Raw genomic sequence first — 25814 nt, forward strand, 5'->3', positions numbered from 1 at the left:
TTTATCCCTCTAAAAAATGTTAGTACTTTTTTGAAAAAATTCCAAGTTTTTTGATTATATTTTTCTTCTTTATTGTTCGACATTACCTTAGATGATTCAGACATATTAATCTTTATAATTCTTTTTCTTCTCTTTGAATTTTTTCCAATTTTTTTCGCCATATCATCTCAATATGATAGGGCTTTATCGCTTAACGGGTGAAAGCACCATCTTTTTTTATTCTTCTGTAATTTCCTCTTTGCAATTCTATGTGCTCAAGTTACATATCAAAACTATGCTCTACCTAAGAAAAACACGCGAAAAATTTGGAGAATTGCTCAGATTAGGATCGATAATATTACTAAAATAGATTCTCTTCCTTAAACTTGTCAAGAAGGAATTTAGAGAAACTTTCTTGTATTTAATGTAAAAAATATGAAATTTCTCAATTAAGGATTGTGATTAATTTTATCCCGAGCGATAACAAGATTAGATCAATTGATCTTATTGTAAGAGGTCTCGTTCTTACAAATGAGCCTTGAAATGCAAAAAGGTCTTTGAATTTTTTTTGCACTCCTTGTTTTTTTAAAAAATGATTGGACTTTATAGGTTCTTATGATAAAATAGTCTGAAGGAGGTAGAAATGTTTACAGATTATTTAAACACTTTAATGGGCATTAATCAGTTCTATCTTGTATTAATTATTCCTATAGCAATTCTTATGATTATTTTAATTTTTGCAATTCTTACAGCTGTTGTTGCTCATAAGAAAGGGCGAAATGCCTTTGGTTGGTTCATTCTTGGGCTCTTAACAGGACCTGTGGGACTTGCAATTATTCTTGTTGCATTGCCAATTCATTATTACATAAAAAGTGGAGATGATGACCTATGAAGATTTTTATTGATACAGCGGATATTGAAGAAATTAGGACTGCGATTTCCTGGGGTATTGTTGATGGTGTAACAACAAATCCAACCTTGATTAAAAAGGCATTGCAAAAGTATCGTGGAAAAATTTCCTCTATGGAAGAATACATTAAAGAAATTTTGCGTACTGCAGGAAGACTTCGTCCCGTGAGTTTAGAAGTGATAAGCACTGATAAGGAGAAAATGGTAAAGGAAGCAACAATCCTCTATGAAAAATTTAATTACATTGCAAATAATGTTGTGGTTAAAATTCCCATAAATCCAAATCTTGGTGAAGGAAATGATTTTGACGGTGTGATGGCAGTAAAAGAATTAAAATCTTTAGGTATACCAACAAATGTTACGCTTGTTATGACTCCAGAACAGGCTGTCCTTGCGGCTAAAGTAGGTGCGGATTATGTAAGTCCTTTTGTTGGGCGTGTCGATGATTATCTCCGTGCAAAAGTTGGAATTGAATTTAAAAAAGAGGACTATTTTCCCTCTGATGGAATGGAATATGATGATGAATTAATTAATGATAACGGAATTGTAAGTGGAGTTCATATGCTTTCAATAATTAAAGAGATCTTTGCGAATTACAGATTTTCTACTAAAATAATTGCAGCATCCGTAAGAAACGCAAGGCAAGTTAGAGAAATTTTAGAAATAGGATGTGATGTTGCAACAATTCCTTTCTACGTGCTTAAAGATATGATCAAGCACACAAAAACTGAGGAAGGAATGATTAATTTTGTTAAAGATGTTGAGTTTGAATATAAAGAAATTTTTTGGAAAGGAGAGTAATTATGGAAATAAACGAAAAAGATCTTAAACATCTTGAGAAAGTTGGCGATGTTGTAGACACGCTAATCGATCTTATGCTTAACTACAGGCAAAGTGGACATCCAGGTGGGTCACGCTCGAAAATGCATATGTTTGTTACATTAATGCTTTCAGGCTTTTTGCACTACGACATTAGATACCCCGAAAAGAGATTTGGGGATAGGTTTATTTTAGGCGCAGGACACACTATTCCACTTGTCTATGCAACTCTTGCTGTTTTAAATGGTGCTCTTCAAAAGAAGTATGAGGAAACTCATGACGAAAAGTTCAAATTGAGAAGAGAATTTGCGCTTCTTCCTGAGGACTTACTTGGTTTTAGAAGAAACAAAGGTCTTTCAGGCCATGCAGAGTTTGAAGGTAAAACTCTTTTCCTCAAGTTCAATACAGGTCCATCAGGGCATGGAATCACTGCCGCAGCAGGTGAGGCAGTTGCTCTTAAAAGGGCAGGGCTTGATAAGGTTAAAGTTGTAGTTATTGAGGGTGATGCTGGTCTTACACCAGGTGGATTCCATGAAACTGTAAATTCTGCCTGGGGATTAGGGCTTGATAATCTTTTCTTCCTCATTGATTGGAATAACTATGGTATTGATGACCATCCCGTATCTGAAACAGTGTATGGTACACCAAAGGATTGGTTTGGATGCCACGGTTGGCGTGTCATTGGCACCGAAAATGGAAATGACTTTAGAGAAGTTTTAAAGACAGAGGCTGAACTCTTTGATGAGAAGAACATTCATCCAAATGTTCCTAATGCTGCATACTTTAAGACAAGAAAAGGTAGAGGGTATCTAAAATATGACAATGCCTCCCATGGTGCACCCCACAAAATGAACTCAGAGCTTTTCTGGGAAACAAAGAAGGAATTCCAAGATAAATACGGTGTTAAATTCGTAGGTTTTGGTGAACCAGCTCCAAAAACAGAAGAAGAAATTTATAAACAATTCAAGGATAATATTGATGTTGCAATGAGCGTTGTTTATAACGATAGAGAACTTCTTGATTTCATTGCAAATAGACTTATAGAGATTGCAGGAACTGTACCTGAAGATGTTCCCACGTTTGAACTTAAAGGGGAAAATCCAATAAAAGATAAGGCGCTCTATGATTACAAAAATTACCCTAAGGATCTTTATTTTGCACCTGGTACTCATGCTGCAAATAGGGAAGCATTTTCAAAATGGGGTTCATGGATTAATGCATATGTTGGGAAAAAATATGGAAGACCTCTATTTATAGCAATGTCAGCAGATCTTGCAGATTCAACACAGATTTCAGGTTTTGCAAAACCTTATGGAGATTTTCCAGGCTTTGGCTGGTATGATAAAGTACACAACAAGAAAGGAGTTCTTCTCCCTCAAGAGATTACTGAGTTTGTAAATTCTGGTATTTCTGTTGGTATTGCTTCAGTGAACTTTGCAGAAGATCCATTTAATGAGTTTAAAGGATTTTACACAGCTTCATCAACCTATGGTTCCTTTGCTTACCTTAAATATGGTATGATGAGACTGTTTTCTCAAATGGCACAAGACTGTCAACTTAAAGTTGGAAAAACAATCTGGGTTATGGGGCATTCAGGACCTGAAACGGCTGATGATTCAAGAACTCATTTTGGAATATTTGCGCCTGGTGTAAGAGATCTATTTCCACAGGGACACATTATAGACCTTGTTCCATTTGAGGCAAATGAAGTGCCTGTTCTTTTGGGAAGAGCGCTTGAACTTGAAACACCAATCATAGCACTTGTTTTGACAAGACCCGCTATTCCTATACCAGATAGAGAAGCTTTAGGACTTGCTTCATATTTTGAAGCAGTGCATGGTGCATATATACTAAAAGACTTCGATCCTAATTTAGAACCAATGGGTACAGTTATTGTACAGGGAACAAGTTCAACGTTGTCTGTCATAAAAGTGATACCTCAACTTAAAGAGGCCAAACTTAATGTGAGAATTGTTTCTGCACCAAGTTATGAACTATTTAGAAGAGAACCACAGGAATATAAAGATAAAGTACTACCTTGGAAACTCTTCCATGATGCAATGGTTATCACAAATGAATCAATTAAGCTTATGCATCACTGGATTGCAAACCCAGTTGTTAAAGAATATTCACTGTCTTCTGATTGGGACAATAGATGGAGAACAGGTGGCACAGTTGATGAAGTAGTTGAAGAAGCTCACCTTGATCCGAAACACGTATTTGAAGGTATTGAAAGATTTGTAAAAGACCGAGAAAAGAGACTTTCAAGAATTGCAGAGATAGTTAAATAGGGTTTTATTACTTTGCCCGGGGATTCGGAATATGAGTCTCCGGGCTTTTTTATTTCTTTGTTATTTTATGTAATCGTGCTAAAATCAATTCATGAAAATCAAAGAAAAGCCTCTTTATAAAAAAGAAGAAATAGGAAATAGCATTTCACATGGTGTTGGCGTTGCTCTAAGTATTGCAGGTCTTGTTTTGCTTATTATAAAAGGGGTGGGATCACATAATTCAATAAAATTTTTTGCGTATTTAATTTTTGGAATAACTTTGACACTTCTGTATACGGCATCTACTCTTTACCATGCACTTTACATAAATGTGAAAAGTGATAGAATAAAGCGAATTTTGAGGCTTTTAGACCACTCGGCAATTTATCTTCTTATTGCAGGCACTTATACTCCGTTTTCTCTTATTGGAATTGGGGGGACATTGGGCAGAAATATCTTTATTATCGTTTGGGTGCTTGCAATAACTGGTGTTGTTTTAAAAGCATTTTTTGTTGGAAAATTCCCTGTGCTTTTTACTACGACATACCTTGTGATGGGTTATCTTATAATTTTTTCTTGGAAGGCACTTGTTGCAAGTATTCCTAAAGGTGCATTAATTCTTCTTATTGCAGGAGGATTAACCTATACGCTTGGTGTGTTTTTCTATGCCTTTCAAAGGTATCAATATAATCACTTTATTTGGCACTTTTTTGTCCTTGCGGGAAGCATCCTTCACTATCTTGCGGTTTTACTCTATCTTTAGGGTGCATTTTATAACTATCTTTTGTGTAATAATAAGATATTGACTTTTATTTCTTATTTGAGTAGTATTTATTCACGATGGATAAAATTCATTATTATGATGGTGAAATCTATAGAAAGATTATTGACCCAAACTTAAAGGGTTTAAGAGGCCAAATCCTTGATGAAATTAAAAACTGCAACAAACTTATCGACATAGGCTGTGGAACAGGCGCACTTGTAATTGAAGCGAGTTTGGTGTGCAAAAATGCAATCGGCATAGACCTCTCTTCAAAGATGATTGAAGTTGCCTTAAAAACAAAAACCAAGATGAAACTTGGAAATGTGAATTTTTTTCATGGTGGAATAGAAGTTCTAAGAATTTTTAAAGATAAAGAATTTGACTTTGCAACATTTTCAATGTCGATTCATGAGATGGATGAAAAAGAACGGATTTTACTTCTAAATGAAGCATTAAGAGTTGCAAAAGAAGTTATCGTTGCAGATTATTTAATACCAGCGGAGACATTTCCTTCGGATTTAGGTGTTATTTTTGTCGAGTTTATTGCAGGTTTAAATCACTTTAAAAACTACATTAATTTTAGATGGCATGGCGGTGTAGAATATCTTATTGAACAAACAAATGCAAGAGTTATTGCCCGAAAGACATATTCTACAATTTTCGAAGTAGTTCGTCTTTCAAAATGACAATTATTTTCTATATTTTCCTACTTTCTCTTCAATTGTAACTTCATCTTTCTTATTGTCGATCTTTATAATTGTAAAAACTCTTCGTAAGCCTTTATCCATTGTAATGTTAAACACATTTTGATCCCTTCAAACAGTACATAGAGATTTACTTCAATTGTGGTGCTATTTGCAGAAACTTCGTATTTTAAGCCTGAAGTAATTATAACTTTTACTGCTTTATCATCTTTTTCATAAATTTTGTTTTGAGAAACCGCTCAAATTACCGCAAATTCTCAATTACCACACAGACTTTCTAGCTAAATAGGGGCTTTCGCCCCTATTTAGCCTCTTTTACTATGAGCTTTACTCCTTCTACTCCAGTTACGACTACCTTTTTCCCTTTTTCAATAACACTTCCATCTTCGCTTATTGCTGTCCAATATCGACCTTCAACAAGTACTTCTCCGCTATAACTTATGTCTTTTACATCTTTAGTTACTACTCCTATTTTACCTATAATCATATCAATATTTGTTTTATAGTTGTATCCTATTATTTTGAGTTTCTTTTTAAGTAAGAATTCAGAGGAAAGGATAAGAGCTAAAGAGGAAGCAATAAATACGACAATCTGTGCGGTGATTCCAAAGTCAAGGAGATTAAAGATAAGAGAAATTATTGCAGCAACACTGAACCAGATTGAAAAGAATGTTAAAGTATTTATTTCAATGATTGCGGATAATGCCGCAACTATAATCCAAAAAATAGTTAAATTTAACTTGCTCATACGTGCCTTCTTTTAGGCTTATTACTTTTCATTTTCGCCTTTTTCTTCCTCTTTTGAGAAGATTTCTTTTATTGTGCCAAGCGAACCTAATAGTACTGAAGACTCATAAGGGAGGAATATCTTTGTTGCCTTTCCCTCTGCAATTTTGTTTAATGTTTCAAGGTAGTTAATAGCGATAATGTCTTTTGTGGGATTCCCTTTGTGAATTCCTTGGAAGTATACTTCTGCTGCATCACCTTTTGCTTTTGCAACAGTTAAAAGTGCTTGTGCTTCACCCTCTGCTCTTAAAATCTGCGCCTGCCTTTCACCTTCTGCAGTTAAGATCTTTGCCTGCCTTTCACCCTCAGCCTTAAGAATTGCTGCTTGTTTTATGCCTTCTGCTTCAAGTATTGTTGCACGTTTATCACGTTCTGCCTTCATCTGCTTAGTCATTGCTTCTTGAATTTCTGGGGGCGGCATAATTGTCTTAATTTCAACTCTTGTAACTTTTATGCCCCATGGGTCTGTTGCAACATCGAGGTCTTGCCTTAAGGTTTCATTAATTTTTTCTCTTGAAGTAAGCAATTCATCAAGCGTTAAGTTTCCGCAAACATTTCTTATTGCAGTTTGTGTAAGTTTTAAAATCGCTTGGTCTACATCTTGAACTTCATAGACAACTTTTACAGGATCTGTTACCATATAGTACATAACGTTGTCAATTTTCACAACAACATTGTCCTTTGTGATTATCTCTTGTGGAGGATAGTCCCATACCTGTTCCCTTAGATCAACAATTTTTCTTACGCTTTCAATAAAGGGAATGAGAACATGCAAGCCAGGTTTAAGGGTTCTTGAATATTGGCCAAGCCTTTCAACAACAGCGGCTGTTGCCTGTCGCACGACGATTACACTTCGGAGAGCAATCGCAATGACGACAAGAATAAGGACTAAATAAAGAATTAGTTGTAACATTTATCACCTCCTATTTTATCAATACATTTTATCACTTTTTAGATCATTAACAAAATATAAATTGAAGTATAATTACTATATGGGAATTTTTGAGATTATTGGGCCTATAATGATTGGGCCATCAAGTTCGCACACGGCAGGGGCTGTTCGAATAGGAAAATATGCAAGGCGTATTTATGGTGTTAGTAAGCTTTTCGATCTTGTTGAGATTGATCTTTTTAATTCGTTCTCAGAATCAGGAGTTGGGCACGGCACAGATCTTGCGATACTTTCAGGCATTTTGTGTTTTAATGTTGATGATGAACGCATCCTCAATGCGTTTGGCATTGCAAAAGAAATGGGGATAAATTACAAATTTAATTTTATGGGTATTAATGAGGAGCTTCCAGAAAATACTGCAAAAATAACTTTTTATAACAATAGAGAACCTTTCTATATTTTTGGCGAATCAATAGGTGGGGGTTTGATACGTATTTTTAATATTAATGGTTACAATGTAAACCTTTTTGGAAGACATCCTGTGCTTATTGTTATTGCAAAAGATGTGCCAGGTATTGTTGCACACGTTTCAAAGGTAATTGCTGATACGGGTATTAACATTGCAAAAGCAGAAATTGAGAGGGATTCCTCTATAGGTGAATCGCTCTCCGTTTTTAAACTTGATGCAGATTTTCCAAAAGATAGGCTTCCCTTGATTTTTGAAAATAAAAATATAAAAGAAGCAATAACAGTTGAAAGGCTTGAGGAATTATAGGGAGATATTATGAAGATAAAATTTAAAAGTTTTGCAGAGTTGAAGGAAAAGGTAAGTTCATCAGGGCTTACTCTATCAAGGTTTCTTATCCACTATGAAGCAATAAACGAGGGAAAAGAAGAAGAATTTATGATAAGTAAGATGGATAGAACACTTTCTGCAATGGAGGAATCAATAGAAAAAGGGCTTAAAAATAAAAATGTCTCAAAAACAGGGTTTGTAAATGGGTGGGCTTATCAATTAAAAGAATACATAAATGGTAGTAATTTTCATCTACTTTCACCTGAATTTACTGAGGTCATTCTAAATACCCTTGCAGTTTCTGAGATGAACGCATGCATGGGGCGAATTGTTGCAGCACCCACAGCAGGTTCCTGTGGCGTTTTACCAGGTTCGCTTATTACAGTTGCGAAGTTAAAGGGAGTTGATCGTCGAAAATTAATTGAAGCACTTTTTGTTGCAGGTGGTATTGGGGAAGTGTTCCAAAACCTTGCAAGTTTGTCTGGTGCGCGCCATGGATGTCAAGCAGAAGTTGGTGCAGCGTCCTCTATGTCCGCGGGTGCAATTGTTTCGCTTTTTTCAGATGATATAGATAAAATTGAAAGTGCCTCAGCTTTTGCATTGAAAAATGTTTTAGGTCTTGTGTGCGATCCAATTGGAGGTTTTGTTGAAATTCCATGTATCAAGCGAAATGTAATGGGTGCAGTCAATGCAATTGCCTCAGCTGAGATGGCTCTTGCAGGTATTAAGACACTCATCCCTCTCGATGAAGTTATAATTGCAATGAAACGCATTGGCGAAAGAATGCCACTTGAATTGAGGGAAACAGGCGAAGGTGGTTTAGCTTTAACCGAAACCGCCAAACGTCTTTTACAAAAATTCAAAGCAAAATAGAAAGTTTTTGTTTCTCATTAAAAGCAGAAAATCTATGGTTTACCTTACATTTTATAAAAAGCTTTTAAATTTTCTCTTTTTGATTTTTTACTATGATTATTGGTGAAGGAGGTATAAATGGATTATGAAAAATGTTTGAAAAAACTCTCGCTTATGAGAAGTATGTGATAATTTTTTTTTCTTTCTTCTGTTATTATTCCAAATATTATTAATCTAAGTAATACTTTATCTTGGGTTGCTCTGGTTTCTTTTTAGTAATACAATTTATTCCGTTTATTATTCCAATAACTAAAGTTTTCTTTAATTCGATTGATTGCAGTAAAGTAAATTTCGATGTTGTACTTTTTATGCATGAATTATCATTCTTACTAACTTTCTTTGCTGTTTTTAGCGGTAGTAAAAGTTTTGGTATACAGCATATACTTTTTGTGTTATTTTATGTTGCAAGTTTTGTTAATTTTGGTTTGCTAATCTGGATAACCTCTGGAAAATATTATTTGTATATCGTCCCAATAATATTTTTTGTTGTTGGTGCGCTAGCCAAGTTTAATTTAAATTTACTCATTAATCAGTACTTAGTTTGTTTAGCCTATGCTTCCAATTCTTATCTTGCATGTTCTTTTTAGTTGATGAGAAAAATCTTAGGAACAACTTTCGCATGGAAGATATTCAGGTGATTAAAAGTTTATTGGTTCTTTTGTTTATGAAAAAAGGATTATAAAGCACAAAGTCAATATGGAATTTTTAAACCCGTTGATGAAAATTGAAACAAAAGGAAAAGTAATTTACACTTTTAACGATTGTTTAAAGCTTGCATAAAACCTATATTTTTGGGAATTTGGAGGTTTAAATGGCAAAAAAAGATAAAAGCTAAGATTGAAGATTTATTGGAAGAATATGAATTTGTAGATGAAGAAATATCTTAATAAATTTATACAAAGACAAATAAAGTTGTTTTCTACATACCTAACTTGGATGAAAGTCTTCCCGAGGTAAGGGCATTGCAAAAGGCATTAGATAGTGGCTCTAATAGGTTTATCTTGATACCAAAGGTTGACTCTTTCTAACCTACTCCAAAGTCAAAATTATTATTTCGGGAAGTATTGAGGGGGGATTTGAAAGTCTCCCCTCTAACTCCTCTAAAAGGAGGAGAATCCTCGTCACTTCGTTTTTCGGATTTACAATTCTTTGGTGTATTTCGGGGAGTGTTGAGGGGGCGATTTGTTGCCCCCTCAAAATAATTGTCATATCGAGCGAAGCGAGATATCTCCTCTGTTTATATTGAAGGGGTAAAAGTCCCCCTTCGAACTTCCCCAAAAGGCGGAGATTTCTCAGTCACTTACGCTCCTTCGAAATGACTCGTTGTGTCATTCCGAAAAATGTTTCTTTGTGTCATTCCGAAGCCGAAGGCGAGGAATCTCCTCAGTCTCGGGGGAGTATTGAGAAGGCGGTTTAGTGCCCCCTCAAAATATGGAGATTTCTCCTCACTACGTTCGTCGAAATGACTCGTTGTGTCATTCCGAAGCCGCTTATTTGTCATTCCGAAGTGGCAAAGCCACGAGGAATCTCCAATATTAGAAAGGGGGACGCCCCTTTCTAACTTACCCCCAAGGCTTCCCTCCAACTCCTCTAAAAGGAGGAGAATCCTCCTCACTTCGTTTTTCGGATTTACAATTCTTTGGTGTATTTTAGGGGAGTGTTGAGGGGGGTTGTTACCCCATCAAAATAATTGTCATATCGAGCGAAGCGAGATATCTCCTCTGTTTATATTGAAGGGGTAAAAGTCCCCCTTCGAACTACCCCAAAAGGCGGAGATTTCTCAGTCGCTTACGCTCCTTCGAAATGACTCGTTGTGTCATTCTGAAGCCGCTTATTTGTCATTCCGAAGTGGCGTAGCCACGAGGAATCTCCGTCGTATGGGTGGAGTTCTGGGAGGGTGTCCCTCCTCCATTTAATAGGAGAATCTTCGTCACTTCGTTTTTCGGATTTACATTTCTTTGGTGTATTTTAGGAGAGTGTTGAGGGTTGTTACCCCCTCAAAATATGGAGATTTCTCACTTTGTTCGAAATGACTGTTTTTTGGGGAAGTATTGGGGGGCGGTGTTGTATTCCCTCAAAATGGTTGTCATGTCGAGTGCAGTGAGACATCTTTGCAGTTTAAATGGTGGGAAGCTCCCCTCCAGCAATTTCATGAAGCATATTCTAAGCCTTTTTGGTAAAATAAAACTAAGACTACATTATTCTCCTACTTATTTTTAAGCATAAAAAATATTTATGGGTATAACAAAATCCACTAATATTAAAAACCATCATAAATACTCAATTTGTTATTTTACCTTAGATAGAAATCAAACTTAAAAATCCCGCATTGTTCTGTAGAACCAGCATTAAAACTTGATTATTACCCTATCAAATTTTCAATTTAGAGAGGATTTTTAGAGTTAAAATGGGTTAAACTACCTTGAACAAATTTTTGCCTCTCTAAACGCATGCAAATGCAAGGTCTTAAACACGCAATTTAAAATTGCTCTTTAAGCGTAAAATTTTAGACCCTTACAAGCATATTCTAAAAATCCTTACCAATATTGCCTTTTAACATTTTCAAACTTAAACGCTATATACACTAAGAACACTTCTAAGGAATCTTCTTGCCCTTTCTGTTTGTGGGTTTTCAAAGAATTCTAAAGGTTTTCCTTCTTCAACGATGCGTCCATCAGCCATAAAAACAACTCTATCAGCAACTTCCTTTGCAAACGCAATCTCGTGTGTTACTACAACCATTGTCATTCCGTTTTCTGCAATCTCTTTCATTACATCAAGCACTTCCTGAATCATCTCTATGTCGAGTGCTGAGGTTGGCTCATCAAAGAGCATTAATTTTGGCTCCATTGCAAGTGCTCTTGCTATTGCAACTCTTTGCTTTTCTCCACCTGAAAGTTCTTTTGGATAATGGTTGAGTCTTTGTCCTAACCCCACTTTTTTAAGATAATTTGTTGCGATATTTCTTGCAAGGTTTTTATCTATTTTCTTTACAACAATAGGTCCAAGCATTACATTTTCAATTGCTGTAAGATGAGGAAATAAGTTAAAATGCTGAAAAACCATCCCTATTTCTTCTCTTAATTTGTTAAGATTTGTTTTTGGATTTATAAGACTACCTTCGTAGTAAATTTCTCCTGATGTAGGTAATTCAAGAGCATTCAAACATCGGAGGAATGTGCTTTTTCCTGCGCCAGATGGTCCAACTATTACCACTTTTTCACCTTTTTTTACTTCGAAGTTAACATTTTCAAAAACTCTTATGTTTCCGAATCTCTTTGTTAAATCTACTGTTCTAATCACCTTTTGCAAACCTCCTTTCGAGATTTTGTGAAAGTCTTGTTAAAGGAATTGTAAGTAAAAGATAAATAATTCCTGCCGCAAGGTATGGTGTAAGTACATTTGCTGTTGCAGATGAAATTTGTTTTGACTTATAGGTAAGTTCTGCTATTCCTGTAATCATTACAAGTGAAGTGTCTTTTAGTAAAGCAACAATTTCGTTTGTAATTGGAGGGATTACTCTTCTTATCGTTTGAGGGAGGATTACATACCTCATCGTTTGATAATAATTCATTCCAAGCGAGTTTGCTGCCTCAAACTGTCCAAATGATATTGATTCAATTCCTGCTCTAAAAATTTCCGAGATGTATGCAGCTGAGTTAAATGAAAGTGCAACTACACCTGAGGTAAATGCATCAAGTTTAAGTCCAAATCCTGGAAAGACATAATAAACGATGAGAATTTGAAGCAAAAGTGGTGTCCCTCTCAGGGTATCTACATAAATTGAAGAGAGCCCCCGTAAAAGAGGGCTCTTTGAAATTCGCAATAATGCAATAACAAGACCAAATGCTATACCAAAAACCATTGCAAGAAAAGTTAGTCCAAGAGTTGTCTTAAGTCCTTGGAGGAGAAATGGTAACGTTTGAATAAATAAGTCTAATCTAAATTGCATAAAAAATCACCTCTATGGAATTGATTGTGGCGCTGTGCCAAACCACTTCTTGTAAAGTGTAGTATACTCACCATTTGCTTTAATTTCTTTTAAGGCATTGTTTATTGCGTCTCTTAATTCTGGTTCATCTTTCCTAAATGCAATTCCGTATTGCTCAGTTGTAAAAAGCGATCCTACTATTTTTACCTTTGGATGTGTCTTTGCATAGTAGAGCGACACAGGAAGATCGTTTATTACGGCATCTATTCTTCCGATTTCAAGGTCAGAAAGTGCAAGTTGAATATCTGGGTAACTTTTAACGATTGCACCATTGATCTTTTTTGCTGCCTCTTCACCTGTGGTACCGGTCTGAACTCCGACAGTTTTTCCTACAAGGTCCTCTGGCTTTGTTATTGAGTTATTGCTTGATTGGACTGCAAGAATCTGTCCAGAATTATAGTAGGGATCTGAGAAATCAACTTCTTTTTTTCTTTCATCTGTGATGGTCATTGCTGAAATTATTGCATCAAACTTTCCTGTTTGTAAGGCAGGAATTATGCCTGAGAAGTCTGCTGTGACAATCTGTGCTTTAACACCGATTTTACTTGCAAGAAGATTTGCAAGATCAACGTCAAAACCCATGGCATTTCCTGTTTTAGGGTCGATCCACTCAAAGGGTGCATAAGTTGTGTCAGATCCGAAAACAATTACTCCTGCTCTCTTTACCCTTGCAAGGGAGTTAAACCTAAGAGTAACTTCTTTTGAAATACCACTTCCTAAAACCTTGATGTTTTCTTGATAAGGTGTTGCACCTTCTGCTTCAACTTTTAAAACATAGTCCCCTGATTTTACATTACTGAATGCAAATTTACCGTTTGCATCTGTTGTAGTTTGAAGGTCGTTTAAATACACAGTTGCACCTTTGATTGCTACTCCACTTTGGTCCTTCACAACTCCATTAACCTGTCCTGAACTTGCACAGCCAGTTAAGATTGCTAAAATTACTAACACTACCAATACCGCTGCTACCTTTGTAAATCCTCTCATCTTTTTCCTCCTATAAATTAAAAATAGCCGGCCTTTTGCGCCGGCTTATAAAAAAACAATATAAATTTATATCAACCCGCCGGCGCTCTTGTGCGGGTATGTTTTTTAGCATATTTTCTTGTAGCCAAAATTAAAATAATGTTTTCCATATATTCCTCTTAATTTGTGTGAATTTTAGTTAAGTTTAGAAAAATGTCAATAGTCTTCTATTGGTTCCTCTCTTTAGTTTGTGGGCTTTAAAATAAGATTAGAATTGTGTTTTTTGACAAATAATAAATTTTTCTTTAATATTCTTGCTCAAGATTAAAAACATTATAAAAAATAAGGAAAATTCCTATTGCAAGCGGTGCACCAATGATATCAGCAATAACGTGCTGCTTTAAGAATTGTGTCGAAAGGATTATTAAAATTGCCCAGATTGATATTAAATATGCAATTATTCTGTACTTCTTTTTTACAAACCATACCGAGGAAACTAGCGCAGCTGTTCCACAGTGCAAACTTGGAAAGCAATTATATGGATTATCACTTGAATAAAGTTTTACAACTTGATTTACAAAATAATTCGCTCCGTAGGTTATATTAGGTCTTGGCACATATGTTTGAAAAACAACATACACAAAATTACTAACAAGAAATAGAGAGATAAAAGAAATCGCAAGAGGGGTAAATATGCGAGGATGAAACAGGAAAAAGAAAAGGAGCGTAATATAAATAATAGGTTCAAGAGAGTTATAAATTATAATAAACTGGGGAATAAATGGCACAAGTTTATCGAGTGGCGTCAAAAGCACATGAACGCATGAAGTTGCATGGTTCGTCAAATCGTATATTTTTGAAGTGTAATAAATTAAAACTGCAAGCACACTGTTTATAAGATAAAGTTTATAATTTTTCTTTAAAAACTCGAATATCTTCATGCTTTACCTCTAAGTATTCCTATGCCAAGCCATTCTGGTCCTGCATAATTTCCAATTGCACAACCAACCTGAATAATGTCTGGTTTCAATCCATAGATTTCTTTTATGTATTCTCCAAATTCATTTGCTTCATCTTTGTTTAATCCATACATAATTGCAATTTTCTCTAAGCCAAACTCTCTGAATTCATTTGTTATAAATTTCTTTAGGTATTCTTTTGCTTTATTAAAACTTCTAAAGATACCCTCAAGTTTAATGAGGCCATTTGTAAAAGAGAACACGGGCTTTACACTTAAAACACTTCCAATGAGTGCAATTTCTTTTTTTATGCGTCCACTTGCACCTAAATATCTTATTTCGCTTAGAGCAAATCTATCTCTTAGCCTTTCTACAACCTTACTTGTTTCATTGTAGACTGTATCAAAGTCGAGTCCGTTCTTTATCAGATTTAACGCATGTTCTGTAAGGTATCTTATCGCATAGATTGAAGATCTTGAATCTATAATTTTTATTGTGTTTGTTTTAAGAGTTTCTATTGCAAGTCTTGCAGAATTTATTGTGCCACTTACTTTTTCTGAAATAAGAATTGAAATTGCAAAATCCCCTTTCTCAAGGATGGGCTTGAAGACACTAATAAAATCATCTGGAGATGGTTGCGAAGTTTTTGGAAATTCATCTGCATTTTTGAGGAATTGATAAAACTCCTCTATGGATATTTCTTCACCCTCCTTAAAATCTCTTCCCTTATAGAAGATCCTTATGGGTACGACTTTAATATCATTTAATTCCACAAACTCTTTACCAAGATAAGCTGTTGAATCCACAACAATTTTTATCATTTTCTCTTCCCTATATGCATATTATATGTAATTTGTGAAAAAACATATAAAATAAAGTAATCGTAAATCTTCTAAAAGTTTTATGAGGTGCATATGGAAATACTTTTAAAAGTGATCCTTCCGGTTATTATTGGTTATCTTCTTGGAAGTTTCTTACCTGCATATTTTGTAGGAAAATTTAGAGGAGTTGATGTAACAAAAGCGGGGTCAAGAAATCCTGGTATTGCAAACACTGCAAACCTTTTTGGATATAGGTTTGCGATCCTTGTTGGAATTTACGATATTTTTAAATCACCTCTTGCCATATTTATTGCACTAAAGTTGGGGGCGTCTTTGCCTGTGGCATTTGCTTCGGGTTTTGCATCAGTTTTGGGACATATCGCACCCTTTTACCTTCACTTTAGGGGTGGCCGTGGTATGGCAGCGTCAATTGGCATTATGGGCTATGCACTCGTGCTTCTTCTTATTTATGATATGCGCTTTGCCTATGTGTTTATTCCAATAACCCTTATTGTTGCACTTTTATTTTTTATGCGAAACAAGTGGCATTCTGCTAATACAATTACTCTTTTTGTACTGCCCTTGTTTATTATTTCGGTTATTCTTTACTATGGTATTCGGGTGGAAAGTATTGCATTTCTCATTGCAGGGCTTTATAGCGTTGCGCAAAGAGTTGAATATTTGCTTCACGAAAAGCTTAAAGACATCAGCGTAGAAGAAAAGAGACTTCTTTCAAGGAAGTGGCTAAGGCCATTAGCCTCAATTTTTGCAGTTGGGGTACTTTTTTACAAATTATACACGCTTATTATTCTTGGGATAGTATTTTTGACATTTGTAATTTTTGAGACTTTGCGCTTTTCAAAAAGAAACTTCAAGGCACCAATTCCATATAAAGGAAGTGAAGAAAAACGTATTTCATCAATGGTAATGTTTCTACTTGGTGCTTTTATGACTTTGTCTTTCTTTTCGCCTCCAATTGGATCCCTTGCAATTATGTTTACAATTTTTGGTGATTTTTCTGCATGGAGCATCGGTGTTAGTATTGGAAAATTTCATATATTTGCCCAAAAAACTCTTGAAGGCACAATCGCTGCATTCTTGACGAATACTCTCATTGCCGCAATCTATTTAAAACTCGGGCTTGTAAGCATTGCCGTGTTTTTGACTGGTGCAATTGTTTCAACTCTTGCAGAACTTGCTCCGTTTGAGGATGATAATTTCTCAGTGCCACTTTTAAGTGCAATCACAATGAGTTTGGTTAATTCGCTTTAGTTATCTTTGAAAAACTTTTGATTGTTCTTATTGATGTAGCCATCAATTCCATTAAAACTAATATGTGCTATGCCATTTTCAAAAGTTGATGCGAAAGTATACATAGGTTCAATTACGAATTTTCCACTCTTATCAATATATCCCCAAAGTCCATTTTTCTTCACTGGGGCGAGCCCTTCTTTGAAATCCATTGCATTTTCGAATTGTGGAGCAATTATCATATTTCCTTTTGTATCAATAAAACCAAATAAACCGTTTTTCATAAAAAGTGCAAGTCCTTCAGAAAATGAACGAACTACTTCAAACTGCGGTTTAATAACGAAATTGCCTTTTGCGTCAATGAATCCATATAGTCTTTTTAATCTTACCTTTGCTAGTCCATCGGTAAAGAACCATACATCCTCAAATTGTGGCTTAATTACGATATTTCCATTTCTATCTGCAAATCCCCATAAGATACCTTCACGATATGGCACAAGTAAACTTGAATATTTGGTCCTTGCATTGGGAGTTTGTAATTCATTTGTCGTTTGTTTCAATTTAAAGATATAAACGCCCTCACTTATAGAAATAAGAGTCAAAACAATTACCACAAAAATTAAAATTCTATTCGTTTTTCTATCCATAATTCCTCCCCTTCACTTCATTATACAGAAGAATTTAAATTGAAAGTATAGGGCGTCCTTTATACAATTTACTAGTCGTATATCATTTACTAAATCTTCTTTAACTTCATTCCAAAAGACCTTTTTCTTCTTGTGATAAATGAAGTTCTGAGTGAGTGTCTATATTTTGAGGGGGCGGTGTTTCGCCCCCTCAACACTCCCCCTCAAATACACCAAAGAATTGTAAATCCGAAAAACGAAGTGACGAGGATTCTCCTCCTTTTAGAGGAGTTGGAGGGAAGCCTTGGGGGTAAGTTAGAAAGGGGCGTCTCCCTTTCTAATATTGGAGATTCCTCGTGGCTTTGCCACTTCGGAATGACAAATGAAAATTGGCTTCGGAATGACAAATAAGCGGCTTCGGAATGACACAACGAGTCATTTCGAAGGAGCGTAAGCGACTGAGAAATCTCCATATTTTGAGGGGGCACTAAACCGCCTTCTCAATACTTCCCCAAATAATAACTTTAATTTGGGGGTAAGTTAGAAAGGGGCACCCCCCTTTCTAATGGTTGAAGGGGGACTTTTACCCCTTAGAGTAATGGAGAAATTTACTTCTTTCTAAAGGATCTTCTATTAAATATAGATAAAAAGATCTCTAAATAAACTTCATCTGAAAAATCATTTGACCTTCGGGGCAATTGTAAAATCACTAATATTTATGCATTATAACTAACTTACCCCCTCTTCTGTTTTCAATGCCTCTGGATTAGGGATTGCTTCGCTATCAAATGCACCAACAAATTGGGCGTAGTAAAGTTCTGCATAGAAGCCTTTCTTCTTTAAAAGTTCTTCATGTGTGCCTTGCTCAATAATTTTTCCGTTATTCATAACGAGGATTGTCTTTGCATCTCTAATGGTTGAAAGCCTGTGGGCGATAACGAAAGATGTTCTTCCCTGCATGAGTTTTTCCATTGCCTTTTGAATGAGCTTTTCTGTTCTTGTATCAACATTACTTGTTGCTTCATCAAGGATTAACACAGTCGGATTTACAAGAAAAGCCCTTGCAATTGTTATGAGTTGCTTTTCACCTGCAGAGATATTAGATGCCTCTTCGTTAATCACTGTATCATATCCTTGAGGTAAACTTCTTATGAATCTATCAGCATGAGCTAACTTTGCAGCTTGGACGACTTCTTCGTCTGTTGCGCCATCTTTTCCGTATGCAATGTTCTCCTTAATAGTGCCATTAAAAAGCCAAGTATCCTGTAAAACCATTCCAATTTTTGTTCTCAAGTCTCCACGCTTAATTTTTCTGGTATCAATCCTATCAAACCATATCACACCATCCTTAATTTCATAGAATCTCATAAGCAAGTTTACAATGGTTGTTTTTCCTGCCCCTGTAGGACCTACTATTGCGACCATTTCTCCAGGTTTTGCAACAAGATTAAGATCTTCAAAGAGCGGCTTCTCTTCTATATAACTAAAATCGACATTATCAAATACAATTTCACCACGTGGGTTAGAGAGTACAATTGCATCTTCTGGATCTGGAATCTCCTCTTTTTCATCAAGCACATTAAATACTCTCTCTGCACATGCCATCGTTGACTGCAGAACGTTAGAAATGTTTGCAATTTGGATTATTGGTTGGGAGAAAGACCTTGAATATTGAATAAATGCAGTTATATCACCAAGATTAAGAACATTGTGAGTAACGAATATTCCACCAAAAACTGCAATAAACACATATGCAATATTACTTATAAAGTTTGTCATTGGCATCATTATGCCTGTCAAAAATTGTGCTTTCCAGTTAGCATTGTAGAGATCTTTATTTATAGTCTCGAATTTTTCAATTGAATCTTTTTCTCTGTTGTAAGTCTTTACAACGGCATGACCTGTGTACATTTCTTCTGCATGACCTAAAAGGCGTCCAAGGTGGCTCTGTTGTTGTCTAAAGAAATTCTGAGAAAATCTAATGATGAGCCACATAGTAATAGAATAAACAGGCAAACTTAAAACTGCAATAATTGTAAGTTTACCACTTATTGTTATCATCATTATTAAATAACCAATAAGCTGTGTTGTTGAAGTTATAATTTGCGTAATGCTCTGCTGAAGTGTTGTTGAAATTGTGTCAAGGTCGTTACTCATACGGCTTAAAATATCACCTGTTGAGTGCGAGTCATAATACTTTATAGGAAGTCTCATTAATTTCTCAAAAAGGTCTTTTCGAAGAGAATATGTAGTTTTTTGTGCAACATCTGACATTATATACTGGACAAGGAATGTAAGGAACGAACTTAACACATAAAGAGCTATAAGCAAAAGAAGAATTTGTCCTAAGCTATCAAAAGGTATTCTTCCCCCATTTTTCTTGATTATATCAAGCGAATTTGTGAGGTCTGTTTCTGAAAACTTAAAATTCTTCATCTGAGCTGTAGAGCCTGTTTCACTTCCCATAAATATGGAAAGTTTATCAAGGGATAAACTCTTATTCAGATCAATTATTTCCTTTACGGCAGTTGCACGTTGATTGTAATCAGAAATTGTATTTATAATAGGAAAACTAACAAATTTTTGAATTGCATTGAATTGCTCCTCTGTTAAGCCTGCCTTCGATAAAAATTGTGCTAAAACTTGTTTATCTGCTTCTTCTTTTGCTTTTGCCACTGCTTCGTTAATCATGCTCTGTGGAACTGGTTTCCCTTCGAATTGTTTTAAGACTTGTGCTTCTGCAATCTTTTCTGCTTGTATTTTTGCCTTGTTTAACTCATCGAGCATGGTTTTAACTTTAGGAACTGCCTGCTCTTGTGCTTTTGAAATTCCATTAACAAGGTTTTGTGCAATAAATCCATTTGTGATTTCATTAATAGCATTTCCGCTTATCCTTGGTCCATATACCATAAAGACAGTGCTTGCAATTGCAAGAATGGTTATCAAGGTCAACTTTAAAAGTTGTGGCTTTAGGTATCTTACAAGGCGTTTAAAGGTCCTCCAAAAGTCCCTCGGTTTTTCAACAGCGCCTCTTAAGCCGCGTTGCCCTCCGCCCATTATCATTGGACCAATTGGTTGTTGAATTTCTTTTTTCTTGTCGCTCATACTAAACCCTCCCTTACAAGGTCTTCTTGTGATAGTTGCGAGAAGACGATTTCACGGTAAACTTCTGATGTCTCCATTAGTTCTTTATGGTTTCCGATACCAACGATTCTTCCTTCATCAAGAACGACAATTTTATCTGCATTCATAACGCTTGCAACTCTTTGGGCAACAAGAATAACAGTTGAATTCTTTATAATATCTTTAAGTGCTGCTCTCAATTTTGCTTCAGTTTTAAAGTCAAGTGCAGAAAAACAGTCGTCAAATACAAATATATCGCCTCTTCTTAAAATTCCTCTTGCTATTGAAATCCTCTGTTTTTGTCCGCCCGAAAGGTTTGTTCCACCCTCTGAAATAATTGTATCATAGCCCTGTGGTAATCTTTCTATAAATCCATGTGCCTGTGCAATTTTTGCTGCCTCAATAATTTCTTCATCTGTTGCATCAGGTTTACCCATCTTGATATTTTCCTTTACCGTTCCTGTAAAGATGACCGCGCGCTGTGGTACATAACTTATACGCTTTCTCAACTCTTCTTGTGGTACATCTCTTACATCAATACCATCAATAAGGAGTCTCCCCGAGGTCACATCGTAAAGTCTTGGAATTAGGTTAACAAGCGTGGTTTTACCACTTCCTGTCGTTCCAAGAATACCCATAACTTCGCCTGGCTTTGCCTCAAATGTGATATTATGAAGAACAGGTTCTTCTGCACCTATATATTTAAAACTAACATCAATAAATTGGATATTTCCTTTCCTTTCATCCGAAAATGCTTTTGGTGTTTCAGGATCCTTAATTTCAATTGGTGTTTCAAGTACCTCTACAACTCTTTCACTTGCGGCAACTGCACGGGGAAGCATTACAAAAAGTATCGTAAGGAAGACAATACTCATAAGAATCATCATAGCATATTGAATAAACGCAACCATCGAACCAAGATTTGTATTTCCCAGATCGATTCCCTTTGCACCATACCAAATTATTGCAACCGTTGCAAGGTTCATACTAATCATTGCAAGAGGCATAAGAACTGCCATAATTCTATTTGCCTTTATGTATGTGTTGGTTACGTCAAGATTAGCATTATCAAATCTTTTCTTTTCGTAGTCTATTTTATTGAATGCTCTTATGACTCTTACTCCCGTTATGTTTTCTCTTACAACTTTGTTTATCTTATCAATTTCTTTCTGGATGAGTAAAAATAGTGTTGTAATAGGTTTTATGAAAATTGCAATTACAAGAGCAATTATAGGGATTGCAACAAATAAAACTCTCGTAAGATACGGACTTGCATTATATGCAAGAATTAGGGCATCGATGCCTGTAAATATAGCGTTTGAAAGCATCATAATGAGCATTTGGGTGGATTGTTGAATTTGAACTACATCGTTTGAGGTTCTTGTCAAAAGTGTCGACGCACCAAACTTATTGAATTCTGAAAGAGAAAAACTTTCTACATGTCTAAATAATTTACTTCTTATATCCCTTCCAAGTCCCATTGAGGCGTGAGAGGCAAGAAAGTTAGCAGCAATTGAAGCAAGGATTCCCAAACCAGCTATAACAAGCATAAACATTCCCTGTTGCCAGATGTAATTTATATCACCCGGGAGGATACCGTCATTAACTATCCTCATCATAATTGTCGGTAGTTCAAGGTTTGCTCTGACCTGAAGATAGATAAAAATAATTGCTGGAACTATAAGAAACCAATATTTTTTCAGGTTTCCATAGAGTTTTAATAAACTCCGCATATATACCTCCTAAAATTAAACTGCTTAAAGTTCACTTTTATACTAAATTGTAATATATAATATATTAAATCATACATAATAGAATTATAACACTAATTAGTTTTTTTAGCAAATTATTTAATGAGCTTGTTTCTCACGAATAAATGCAAGGATTTTATCAGGATAGTCAGAAATAACCGCGAAGATATTTAAAGCAAGGAGTTTTTCAAAGTCTTCTTTCTCATTTACAGTCCATGGAATAGTAATCGAAGCATAATTTTTATATTCCGGAATTACAAATTCAACCTCTGGTTTTAAAAGATCGATCTCCTTTGCGTAGAGAGAAATATCCGTGGGAACATGCGCATATAGAAACGCAAATTGAATTTTTGGAAAACGCTTTTTTCCTTCAAGCATTGCGCTGTGGTAGAAAGATGAAATAAAAAATCCATCGTAATTAAAACTTTGGACGATTTTTGAAACAGCCTCAAGATCTTTAGGATTTTTTAACTCTACATCTACTATTTTGTTTTTACTTCTTGCAATTTCAAGGACACTTTCAAGTGTAGGGACTTTTTCTCCATCTTTTGTAATACCTTCAAGTTCAAAAAGTGTGTGCTCTTGAATTTTGAAATCAACACCAAAAACACGCTTGAGGTTCTCATCATGAGACACAACAATTACTCCATCCGAGGTTGACTGTGTATCAAGCTCAATTCCATCTGCACCAAGTTCAAAGGCTCTCTCAAAACTTCGAATTGTGTTTTCAACTTCATACTTACAGCCTCTATGTCCCAAAACTTTCATTTTTACCTCCTAAGGATATTATATTATTTGTTTTAAAAACTCTTGCAATTCTGTAAGCAAGTTGATATAATTGCTTATAACATGAAAAAGAAAATACTTGGTGTTTTTATTATTTTTTTATTGTTGTTTAATGTAAGCGAAACGATTTTTGCAAGCGAAAAAACCTATATAAATCTTAAAGAACCCAAAATAGCGCTTATAAGGCTTGAAGATGTAAGTCCTTGGTATGCAATACAGGAAAATGGTCTTGAAGTCCTAAGAAAAACTGCAGATTACCTTTATAGTGAACATGTGCCATTTCATGTTTCAGTTGTCCCTATTTATATAAATCCTCAAGAACACATTAGCCTTGATATGAGCGATCCCAATAGTCCTGAAATGAAGGCTTTTAGAGAGACAATTCTATATATGGCAACTCGTGGTGGAGTTATCGGAATTCATGGCTATACTCATCAGCATGGACAAGGAATTTCAACTGCTGATTTTGAGTTTGGGAAATGCAATGAGTGTTCAACGGATACTTATGCTTTGGAACATATGAAGAGTGCAGTAGAAACATTTGAAAAATCTGGAATTAAATTTTATTACTGGGAAACGCCACATTACACTGCAACACCATCTCAATACAAAGTGTTTGCAAAGTATTTTACTCTTTTTTACGAGCCTGATTTTCGATTTAGAAGATCCAAAACAATTTCAGTTCACTATGATTTAAGGAGTGACAAAAAGCCAGTTTATTTTATACCAACGCCACAGTTATTGGTTCAGAGCAAATTTGATGTTGAGAGAATTCTTTTTAGTGCAAGGAGCACTCAATTTGTAAGTTTCTTTTTCCATCCATTTAGAGACTTTAAAAGATTATATGCAGGACATGATTTGATAAAATTTGACATCAGTTCAAGTCTTGGATACCTTGAAGCTCTCGTTAAGAACCTTAAGGAAATGGGTTTTACATTCAAAACGATAAACGAGTTAAACCTCTTAACCTTTAACCCAAGCGAAAAGTTCTATACAGTAAATAACCTGTATTTGGTTTTCAAAGACAAATTAATTTTTAAGAACAGTACGATTTATTTACCACTTGTTGAAATTTTATCATCGCTAAACATTAAGTATTCTTTTGCAAACGGAAGCATTCAATTTGAAGTGAATGGAAATAAATTTAAAATAACAAAAGGCACGGTTTTTATAAATGATAAGGAATATACTTCAAACAATAAAATTCCTGATATTTTAATATTTTCCTCAAATCAACCTGTTTATGTTTCAAAAGATTTCGTATCAAGATTTATTGCAGTTATTCAAGTAAACCCATTTAACAAAGAAGTAATCATTTTGGATTAAATTATCTTTTCCTCTGCTCCATTCTCGGCTTTATCCATTAGTGCTTTCTTACTTTCAATTTCCGATAAGATTGAGTCCAATTTGTCCTTTCTTGTCGTAACTAATTTGTTATATGTATCTCTCAAATCGCCTATTGCTTTGTCAAATTTATCAAACTCCTTGAGATAATTGCCCCATTCTTTATCAAATTTTACCATTAGGTCAAGGACATGTCTTACAGATTTTTCAAAGATGTAAAATTCGGCTGTCTTCCAAACACTTTCTATTATTTACATCCTTGATGAAATCCTTTTTATAAGATTCTTTTTCAGTATCACTTTCTTCCTCTGCAAATTTTTAGCTATCAAGATGGAATTTTCTTTACTCCTCTTTAAGATTTGATAGATCATAAATCCAATAACCATAAAAGTTGTATTCATCGAAAATCGCCCCATAAGTTTTTGTATTTCATAATATAGATAATACTCTTTTTGGATATGTGTAAGTTCCCGCTGTAATTTAGCTAATACTAAACAAAGGGCGATCATTCTTTCCTGCTTCCCCAGAAGTCAAAGTCATATCGAGCAAAGCAATATATCTCATATATTAGAAGGGAGGTTGCCCTTCCCTTCTAACTTCCTCCTAAAAATGGAAACATTTTAGATTTTCGGGCACCATTCCGAAGCCGAAGGCTGGGAATTTCTTATTTAGATGGAGATTTAAAATTCTCTCCCTCTTACTTCCATTAAAAGTAGGAAATCGCAGGTCGCTTACCTCGGGATGGCAGAAGAAAAATCATCACTTCCCCACATACCTTTAACAATTCCTACGATGCACTTTTAAAGAGTATGTTCCTCTTACTCACTGCCCATACTATTATATACGATGAACAAAAAGTGTAGTCTTGCCTCACTAATCTCGGAGTTATAAGTAAATGTCTTTCCTCATTTAAGTAATAGTTTGATTTGTTTCTTTTAATAATCTTGACAAGTAATTTTTTCAAAAAAATTTTTAGTGTATAATATATTACCTAAAAAACCAAAAATTTGGTTAAAGGAGGCGCAAGATGAGTATAGGAGATGAAATAAAGAGAAGAGCTTTGTCAAGGACTATTGAATGGTTTATTGGCTATGTCTATAAAAATCCTGAAGAAAATCTCAAGAGGGGTTTTGAAACACTTTATAGACTTTCAAATACGCTTCACTTTGACCAATTGTTTAAAGACCAAATAAAAAATGTCCTCGATGTAATAAGTTCGGGTACTCCCACAAAACAATATGTTGTAAATCTGTTTAAAGATACAAGAAAAGATATCCTTCAAAAAATTGCTGTCAATTTTATAGTGAATGCAGGTTGGTATGGTGTGCCAAAACAAAGAAACATTACAGTTAAAGAAGGTTTTAAA

The 25814-nt window shown here is 35.1% G+C and carries 24 protein-coding genes and 1 pseudogene; 10 read left to right on the plus strand and 15 right to left on the minus strand.

Annotated elements, in window-relative coordinates; genetic code table 11:
• The first annotated feature begins 622 nt into the window (after positions 1–622).
• The 5 genes from ACMV0E_RS07310 (at position 623) to ACMV0E_RS07330 (ending at position 5426) form a co-directional block, all read left to right on the plus strand.
• A complete protein-coding gene (locus tag ACMV0E_RS07310; protein WP_416085729.1) occupies positions 623–871 on the plus strand; it encodes a hypothetical protein in 249 nt (82 codons plus the stop codon).
• A complete protein-coding gene (locus tag ACMV0E_RS07315; RefSeq protein WP_416085730.1) occupies positions 868–1689 on the plus strand; it encodes a transaldolase family protein in 822 nt (273 codons plus the stop codon). Before ACMV0E_RS07310 ends, ACMV0E_RS07315 begins: the two co-directional genes overlap by 4 nt.
• Positions 1690–1691: 2 nt before the next feature.
• Positions 1692–3998, plus strand: a complete 2307-nt coding sequence (locus ACMV0E_RS07320; protein WP_416085731.1) for a transketolase-like TK C-terminal-containing protein — start codon at positions 1692–1694, stop codon at positions 3996–3998.
• A 91-nt stretch (positions 3999–4089) separates the two neighbouring features.
• Positions 4090–4740 carry a PAQR family membrane homeostasis protein TrhA gene (trhA, locus tag ACMV0E_RS07325; protein WP_416085732.1) on the plus strand — a complete coding sequence of 217 codons (651 nt, stop codon included), beginning with the start codon at positions 4090–4092 and terminating at the stop codon, positions 4738–4740.
• 77 nt (positions 4741–4817) lie between these two features.
• Positions 4818–5426 carry a class I SAM-dependent methyltransferase gene (locus tag ACMV0E_RS07330; RefSeq protein ID WP_416085733.1) on the plus strand — a complete coding sequence of 203 codons (609 nt, stop codon included), beginning with the start codon at positions 4818–4820 and terminating at the stop codon, positions 5424–5426.
• A gap of 3 nt (positions 5427–5429) precedes the next feature.
• Here the strand turns inward: ACMV0E_RS07330 and ACMV0E_RS07335 are convergent, their stop codons facing one another.
• From ACMV0E_RS07335 to ACMV0E_RS07350, 4 genes are all read right to left on the minus strand, one after another.
• Positions 5430–5543: a thiamine-binding protein gene (locus tag ACMV0E_RS07335; protein WP_416085734.1), complete on the minus strand. Its 114-nt coding sequence runs from the start codon at positions 5541–5543 to the stop codon at positions 5430–5432.
• Positions 5492–5665, minus strand: coding sequence for a thiamine-binding protein (locus tag ACMV0E_RS07340; protein ID WP_416085752.1), 174 nt, complete (start codon positions 5663–5665; stop codon positions 5492–5494). The genes ACMV0E_RS07335 and ACMV0E_RS07340 overlap by 52 nt, the downstream gene beginning before the upstream one ends.
• A gap of 80 nt (positions 5666–5745) precedes the next feature.
• Positions 5746–6192 carry an NfeD family protein gene (locus tag ACMV0E_RS07345; protein WP_416085735.1) on the minus strand — a complete coding sequence of 149 codons (447 nt, stop codon included), beginning with the start codon at positions 6190–6192 and terminating at the stop codon, positions 5746–5748.
• Positions 6193–6213: 21 nt separating this feature from the next.
• Complete coding sequence (locus tag ACMV0E_RS07350) at positions 6214–7143, minus strand: SPFH domain-containing protein (protein ID WP_416085736.1); 930 nt, start codon at positions 7141–7143, stop codon at positions 6214–6216.
• Positions 7144–7222: 79 nt separating this feature from the next.
• On the opposite strand from ACMV0E_RS07350, the gene sdaAB reads away from it, so the two are divergent.
• The gene (gene sdaAB, locus ACMV0E_RS07355) at positions 7223–7897 is read left to right on the plus strand and encodes an L-serine ammonia-lyase, iron-sulfur-dependent subunit beta (RefSeq protein ID WP_416085737.1); all 675 of its coding nucleotides are present in this window, start codon (positions 7223–7225) and stop codon (positions 7895–7897) included.
• 9 nt (positions 7898–7906) lie between these two features.
• Positions 7907–8791, plus strand: a complete 885-nt coding sequence (sdaAA, locus tag ACMV0E_RS07360; RefSeq protein ID WP_416085738.1) for an L-serine ammonia-lyase, iron-sulfur-dependent, subunit alpha — start codon at positions 7907–7909, stop codon at positions 8789–8791.
• Positions 8792–9859: 1068 nt separating this feature from the next.
• Here sdaAA and ACMV0E_RS07365 read toward each other — a convergent pair.
• The 6 genes from ACMV0E_RS07365 to ACMV0E_RS07390 all read right to left on the minus strand — a co-directional run bounded on the left by ACMV0E_RS07365 (position 9860) and on the right by ACMV0E_RS07390 (position 15567).
• A complete protein-coding gene (locus tag ACMV0E_RS07365) occupies positions 9860–10108 on the minus strand; it encodes a hypothetical protein (RefSeq protein WP_416085739.1) in 249 nt (82 codons plus the stop codon).
• Positions 10109–11398: 1290 nt separating this feature from the next.
• Positions 11399–12133 carry an amino acid ABC transporter ATP-binding protein gene (locus ACMV0E_RS07370; protein ID WP_416085740.1) on the minus strand — a complete coding sequence of 245 codons (735 nt, stop codon included), beginning with the start codon at positions 12131–12133 and terminating at the stop codon, positions 11399–11401.
• Entirely contained in the window at positions 12126–12782 is a 657-nt protein-coding gene (locus ACMV0E_RS07375) for an amino acid ABC transporter permease (protein ID WP_416085741.1), read from the minus strand. Before ACMV0E_RS07375 ends, ACMV0E_RS07370 begins: the two co-directional genes overlap by 8 nt.
• Before the next feature lie 12 nt (positions 12783–12794).
• Positions 12795–13808 carry a transporter substrate-binding domain-containing protein gene (locus ACMV0E_RS07380; protein ID WP_416085742.1) on the minus strand — a complete coding sequence of 338 codons (1014 nt, stop codon included), beginning with the start codon at positions 13806–13808 and terminating at the stop codon, positions 12795–12797.
• Between the two features lie 284 nt (positions 13809–14092).
• Positions 14093–14728 carry a phosphatase PAP2 family protein gene (locus tag ACMV0E_RS07385; RefSeq protein WP_416085743.1) on the minus strand — a complete coding sequence of 212 codons (636 nt, stop codon included), beginning with the start codon at positions 14726–14728 and terminating at the stop codon, positions 14093–14095.
• Complete coding sequence (locus tag ACMV0E_RS07390; RefSeq protein WP_416085744.1) at positions 14725–15567, minus strand: DegV family protein; 843 nt, start codon at positions 15565–15567, stop codon at positions 14725–14727. Before ACMV0E_RS07390 ends, ACMV0E_RS07385 begins: the two co-directional genes overlap by 4 nt.
• Before the next feature lie 93 nt (positions 15568–15660).
• Between ACMV0E_RS07390 and ACMV0E_RS07395 the strand changes: the two genes are divergently transcribed.
• Positions 15661–16839 (plus strand): glycerol-3-phosphate acyltransferase, encoded by a 1179-nt coding sequence (locus ACMV0E_RS07395; RefSeq protein ID WP_416085745.1) that lies wholly within the window; start codon positions 15661–15663, stop codon positions 16837–16839.
• Here the strand turns inward: ACMV0E_RS07395 and ACMV0E_RS07400 are convergent.
• The 4 genes from ACMV0E_RS07400 to ACMV0E_RS07415 form a co-directional block, all read right to left on the minus strand.
• Entirely contained in the window at positions 16836–17465 is a 630-nt protein-coding gene (locus tag ACMV0E_RS07400) for a WG repeat-containing protein (protein ID WP_416085746.1), read from the minus strand. The genes ACMV0E_RS07395 and ACMV0E_RS07400 overlap by 4 nt on opposite strands.
• A 708-nt stretch (positions 17466–18173) precedes the next feature.
• Positions 18174–20549, minus strand: coding sequence for an ABC transporter ATP-binding protein (locus ACMV0E_RS07405; protein ID WP_416085747.1), 2376 nt, complete (start codon positions 20547–20549; stop codon positions 18174–18176).
• Positions 20546–22300 carry an ABC transporter ATP-binding protein gene (locus ACMV0E_RS07410; protein WP_416085748.1) on the minus strand — a complete coding sequence of 585 codons (1755 nt, stop codon included), beginning with the start codon at positions 22298–22300 and terminating at the stop codon, positions 20546–20548. The genes ACMV0E_RS07405 and ACMV0E_RS07410 overlap by 4 nt, the downstream gene beginning before the upstream one ends.
• Before the next feature lie 117 nt (positions 22301–22417).
• The gene (locus ACMV0E_RS07415) at positions 22418–23086 is read right to left on the minus strand and encodes a glycerophosphodiester phosphodiesterase (protein ID WP_416085749.1); all 669 of its coding nucleotides are present in this window, start codon (positions 23084–23086) and stop codon (positions 22418–22420) included.
• Between the two features lie 81 nt (positions 23087–23167).
• Here ACMV0E_RS07415 and ACMV0E_RS07420 point away from each other — a divergent pair, with 81 nt between their 5' ends.
• Complete coding sequence (locus ACMV0E_RS07420; RefSeq protein ID WP_416085750.1) at positions 23168–24430, plus strand: DUF2334 domain-containing protein; 1263 nt, start codon at positions 23168–23170, stop codon at positions 24428–24430.
• On the opposite strand, the gene ACMV0E_RS07425 is transcribed toward ACMV0E_RS07420, so the two are convergent.
• On the minus strand, positions 24427–24627 hold the full coding sequence (locus ACMV0E_RS07425) for a hypothetical protein (RefSeq protein WP_416085751.1): 201 nt from the start codon (positions 24625–24627) through the stop codon (positions 24427–24429). The two genes, ACMV0E_RS07420 and ACMV0E_RS07425, sit on opposite strands and share 4 nt — an antisense overlap.
• Before the next feature lie 848 nt (positions 24628–25475).
• Here ACMV0E_RS07425 and ACMV0E_RS07430 point away from each other — a divergent pair.
• Positions 25476–25814 (plus strand): annotated as a pseudogene (locus ACMV0E_RS07430) (radical SAM protein); the annotation flags it as partial.

This window comes from Caldisericum insulae, from assembly GCF_047785965.1.
Classification (GTDB): Bacteria; Caldisericota; Caldisericia; order Caldisericales; family Caldisericaceae; genus Caldisericum; species Caldisericum exile_A.

Bases quoted from the DNA above. Each gene is read 5' to 3' on its own strand.
- ACMV0E_RS07310 (WP_416085729.1), top strand. From the start codon at position 623: ATGTTTACAGATTATTTAAACACTTTAATGGGCATTAATCAGTTCTAT.
- ACMV0E_RS07315 (WP_416085730.1), top strand. From the start codon at position 868: ATGAAGATTTTTATTGATACAGCGGATATTGAAGAAATTAGGACTGCG.
- ACMV0E_RS07320 (WP_416085731.1), top strand. From the start codon at position 1,692: ATGGAAATAAACGAAAAAGATCTTAAACATCTTGAGAAAGTTGGCGAT.
- trhA (WP_416085732.1), top strand. From the start codon at position 4,090: ATGAAAATCAAAGAAAAGCCTCTTTATAAAAAAGAAGAAATAGGAAAT.
- ACMV0E_RS07330 (WP_416085733.1), top strand. From the start codon at position 4,818: ATGGATAAAATTCATTATTATGATGGTGAAATCTATAGAAAGATTATT.
- ACMV0E_RS07345 (WP_416085735.1), bottom strand. From the start codon at position 6,192: ATGAGCAAGTTAAATTTAACTATTTTTTGGATTATAGTTGCGGCATTA.
- ACMV0E_RS07350 (WP_416085736.1), bottom strand. From the start codon at position 7,143: ATGTTACAACTAATTCTTTATTTAGTCCTTATTCTTGTCGTCATTGCG.
- sdaAB (WP_416085737.1), top strand. From the start codon at position 7,223: ATGGGAATTTTTGAGATTATTGGGCCTATAATGATTGGGCCATCAAGT.
- sdaAA (WP_416085738.1), top strand. From the start codon at position 7,907: ATGAAGATAAAATTTAAAAGTTTTGCAGAGTTGAAGGAAAAGGTAAGT.
- ACMV0E_RS07375 (WP_416085741.1), bottom strand. From the start codon at position 12,782: ATGCAATTTAGATTAGACTTATTTATTCAAACGTTACCATTTCTCCTC.
- ACMV0E_RS07380 (WP_416085742.1), bottom strand. From the start codon at position 13,808: ATGAGAGGATTTACAAAGGTAGCAGCGGTATTGGTAGTGTTAGTAATT.
- ACMV0E_RS07385 (WP_416085743.1), bottom strand. From the start codon at position 14,728: ATGAAGATATTCGAGTTTTTAAAGAAAAATTATAAACTTTATCTTATA.
- ACMV0E_RS07390 (WP_416085744.1), bottom strand. From the start codon at position 15,567: ATGATAAAAATTGTTGTGGATTCAACAGCTTATCTTGGTAAAGAGTTT.
- ACMV0E_RS07395 (WP_416085745.1), top strand. From the start codon at position 15,661: ATGGAAATACTTTTAAAAGTGATCCTTCCGGTTATTATTGGTTATCTT.
- ACMV0E_RS07400 (WP_416085746.1), bottom strand. From the start codon at position 17,465: ATGGATAGAAAAACGAATAGAATTTTAATTTTTGTGGTAATTGTTTTG.
- ACMV0E_RS07405 (WP_416085747.1), bottom strand. From the start codon at position 20,549: ATGAGCGACAAGAAAAAAGAAATTCAACAACCAATTGGTCCAATGATA.
- ACMV0E_RS07410 (WP_416085748.1), bottom strand. From the start codon at position 22,300: ATGCGGAGTTTATTAAAACTCTATGGAAACCTGAAAAAATATTGGTTT.
- ACMV0E_RS07415 (WP_416085749.1), bottom strand. From the start codon at position 23,086: ATGAAAGTTTTGGGACATAGAGGCTGTAAGTATGAAGTTGAAAACACA.
- ACMV0E_RS07420 (WP_416085750.1), top strand. From the start codon at position 23,168: ATGAAAAAGAAAATACTTGGTGTTTTTATTATTTTTTTATTGTTGTTT.
- ACMV0E_RS07425 (WP_416085751.1), bottom strand. From the start codon at position 24,627: ATGGTAAAATTTGATAAAGAATGGGGCAATTATCTCAAGGAGTTTGAT.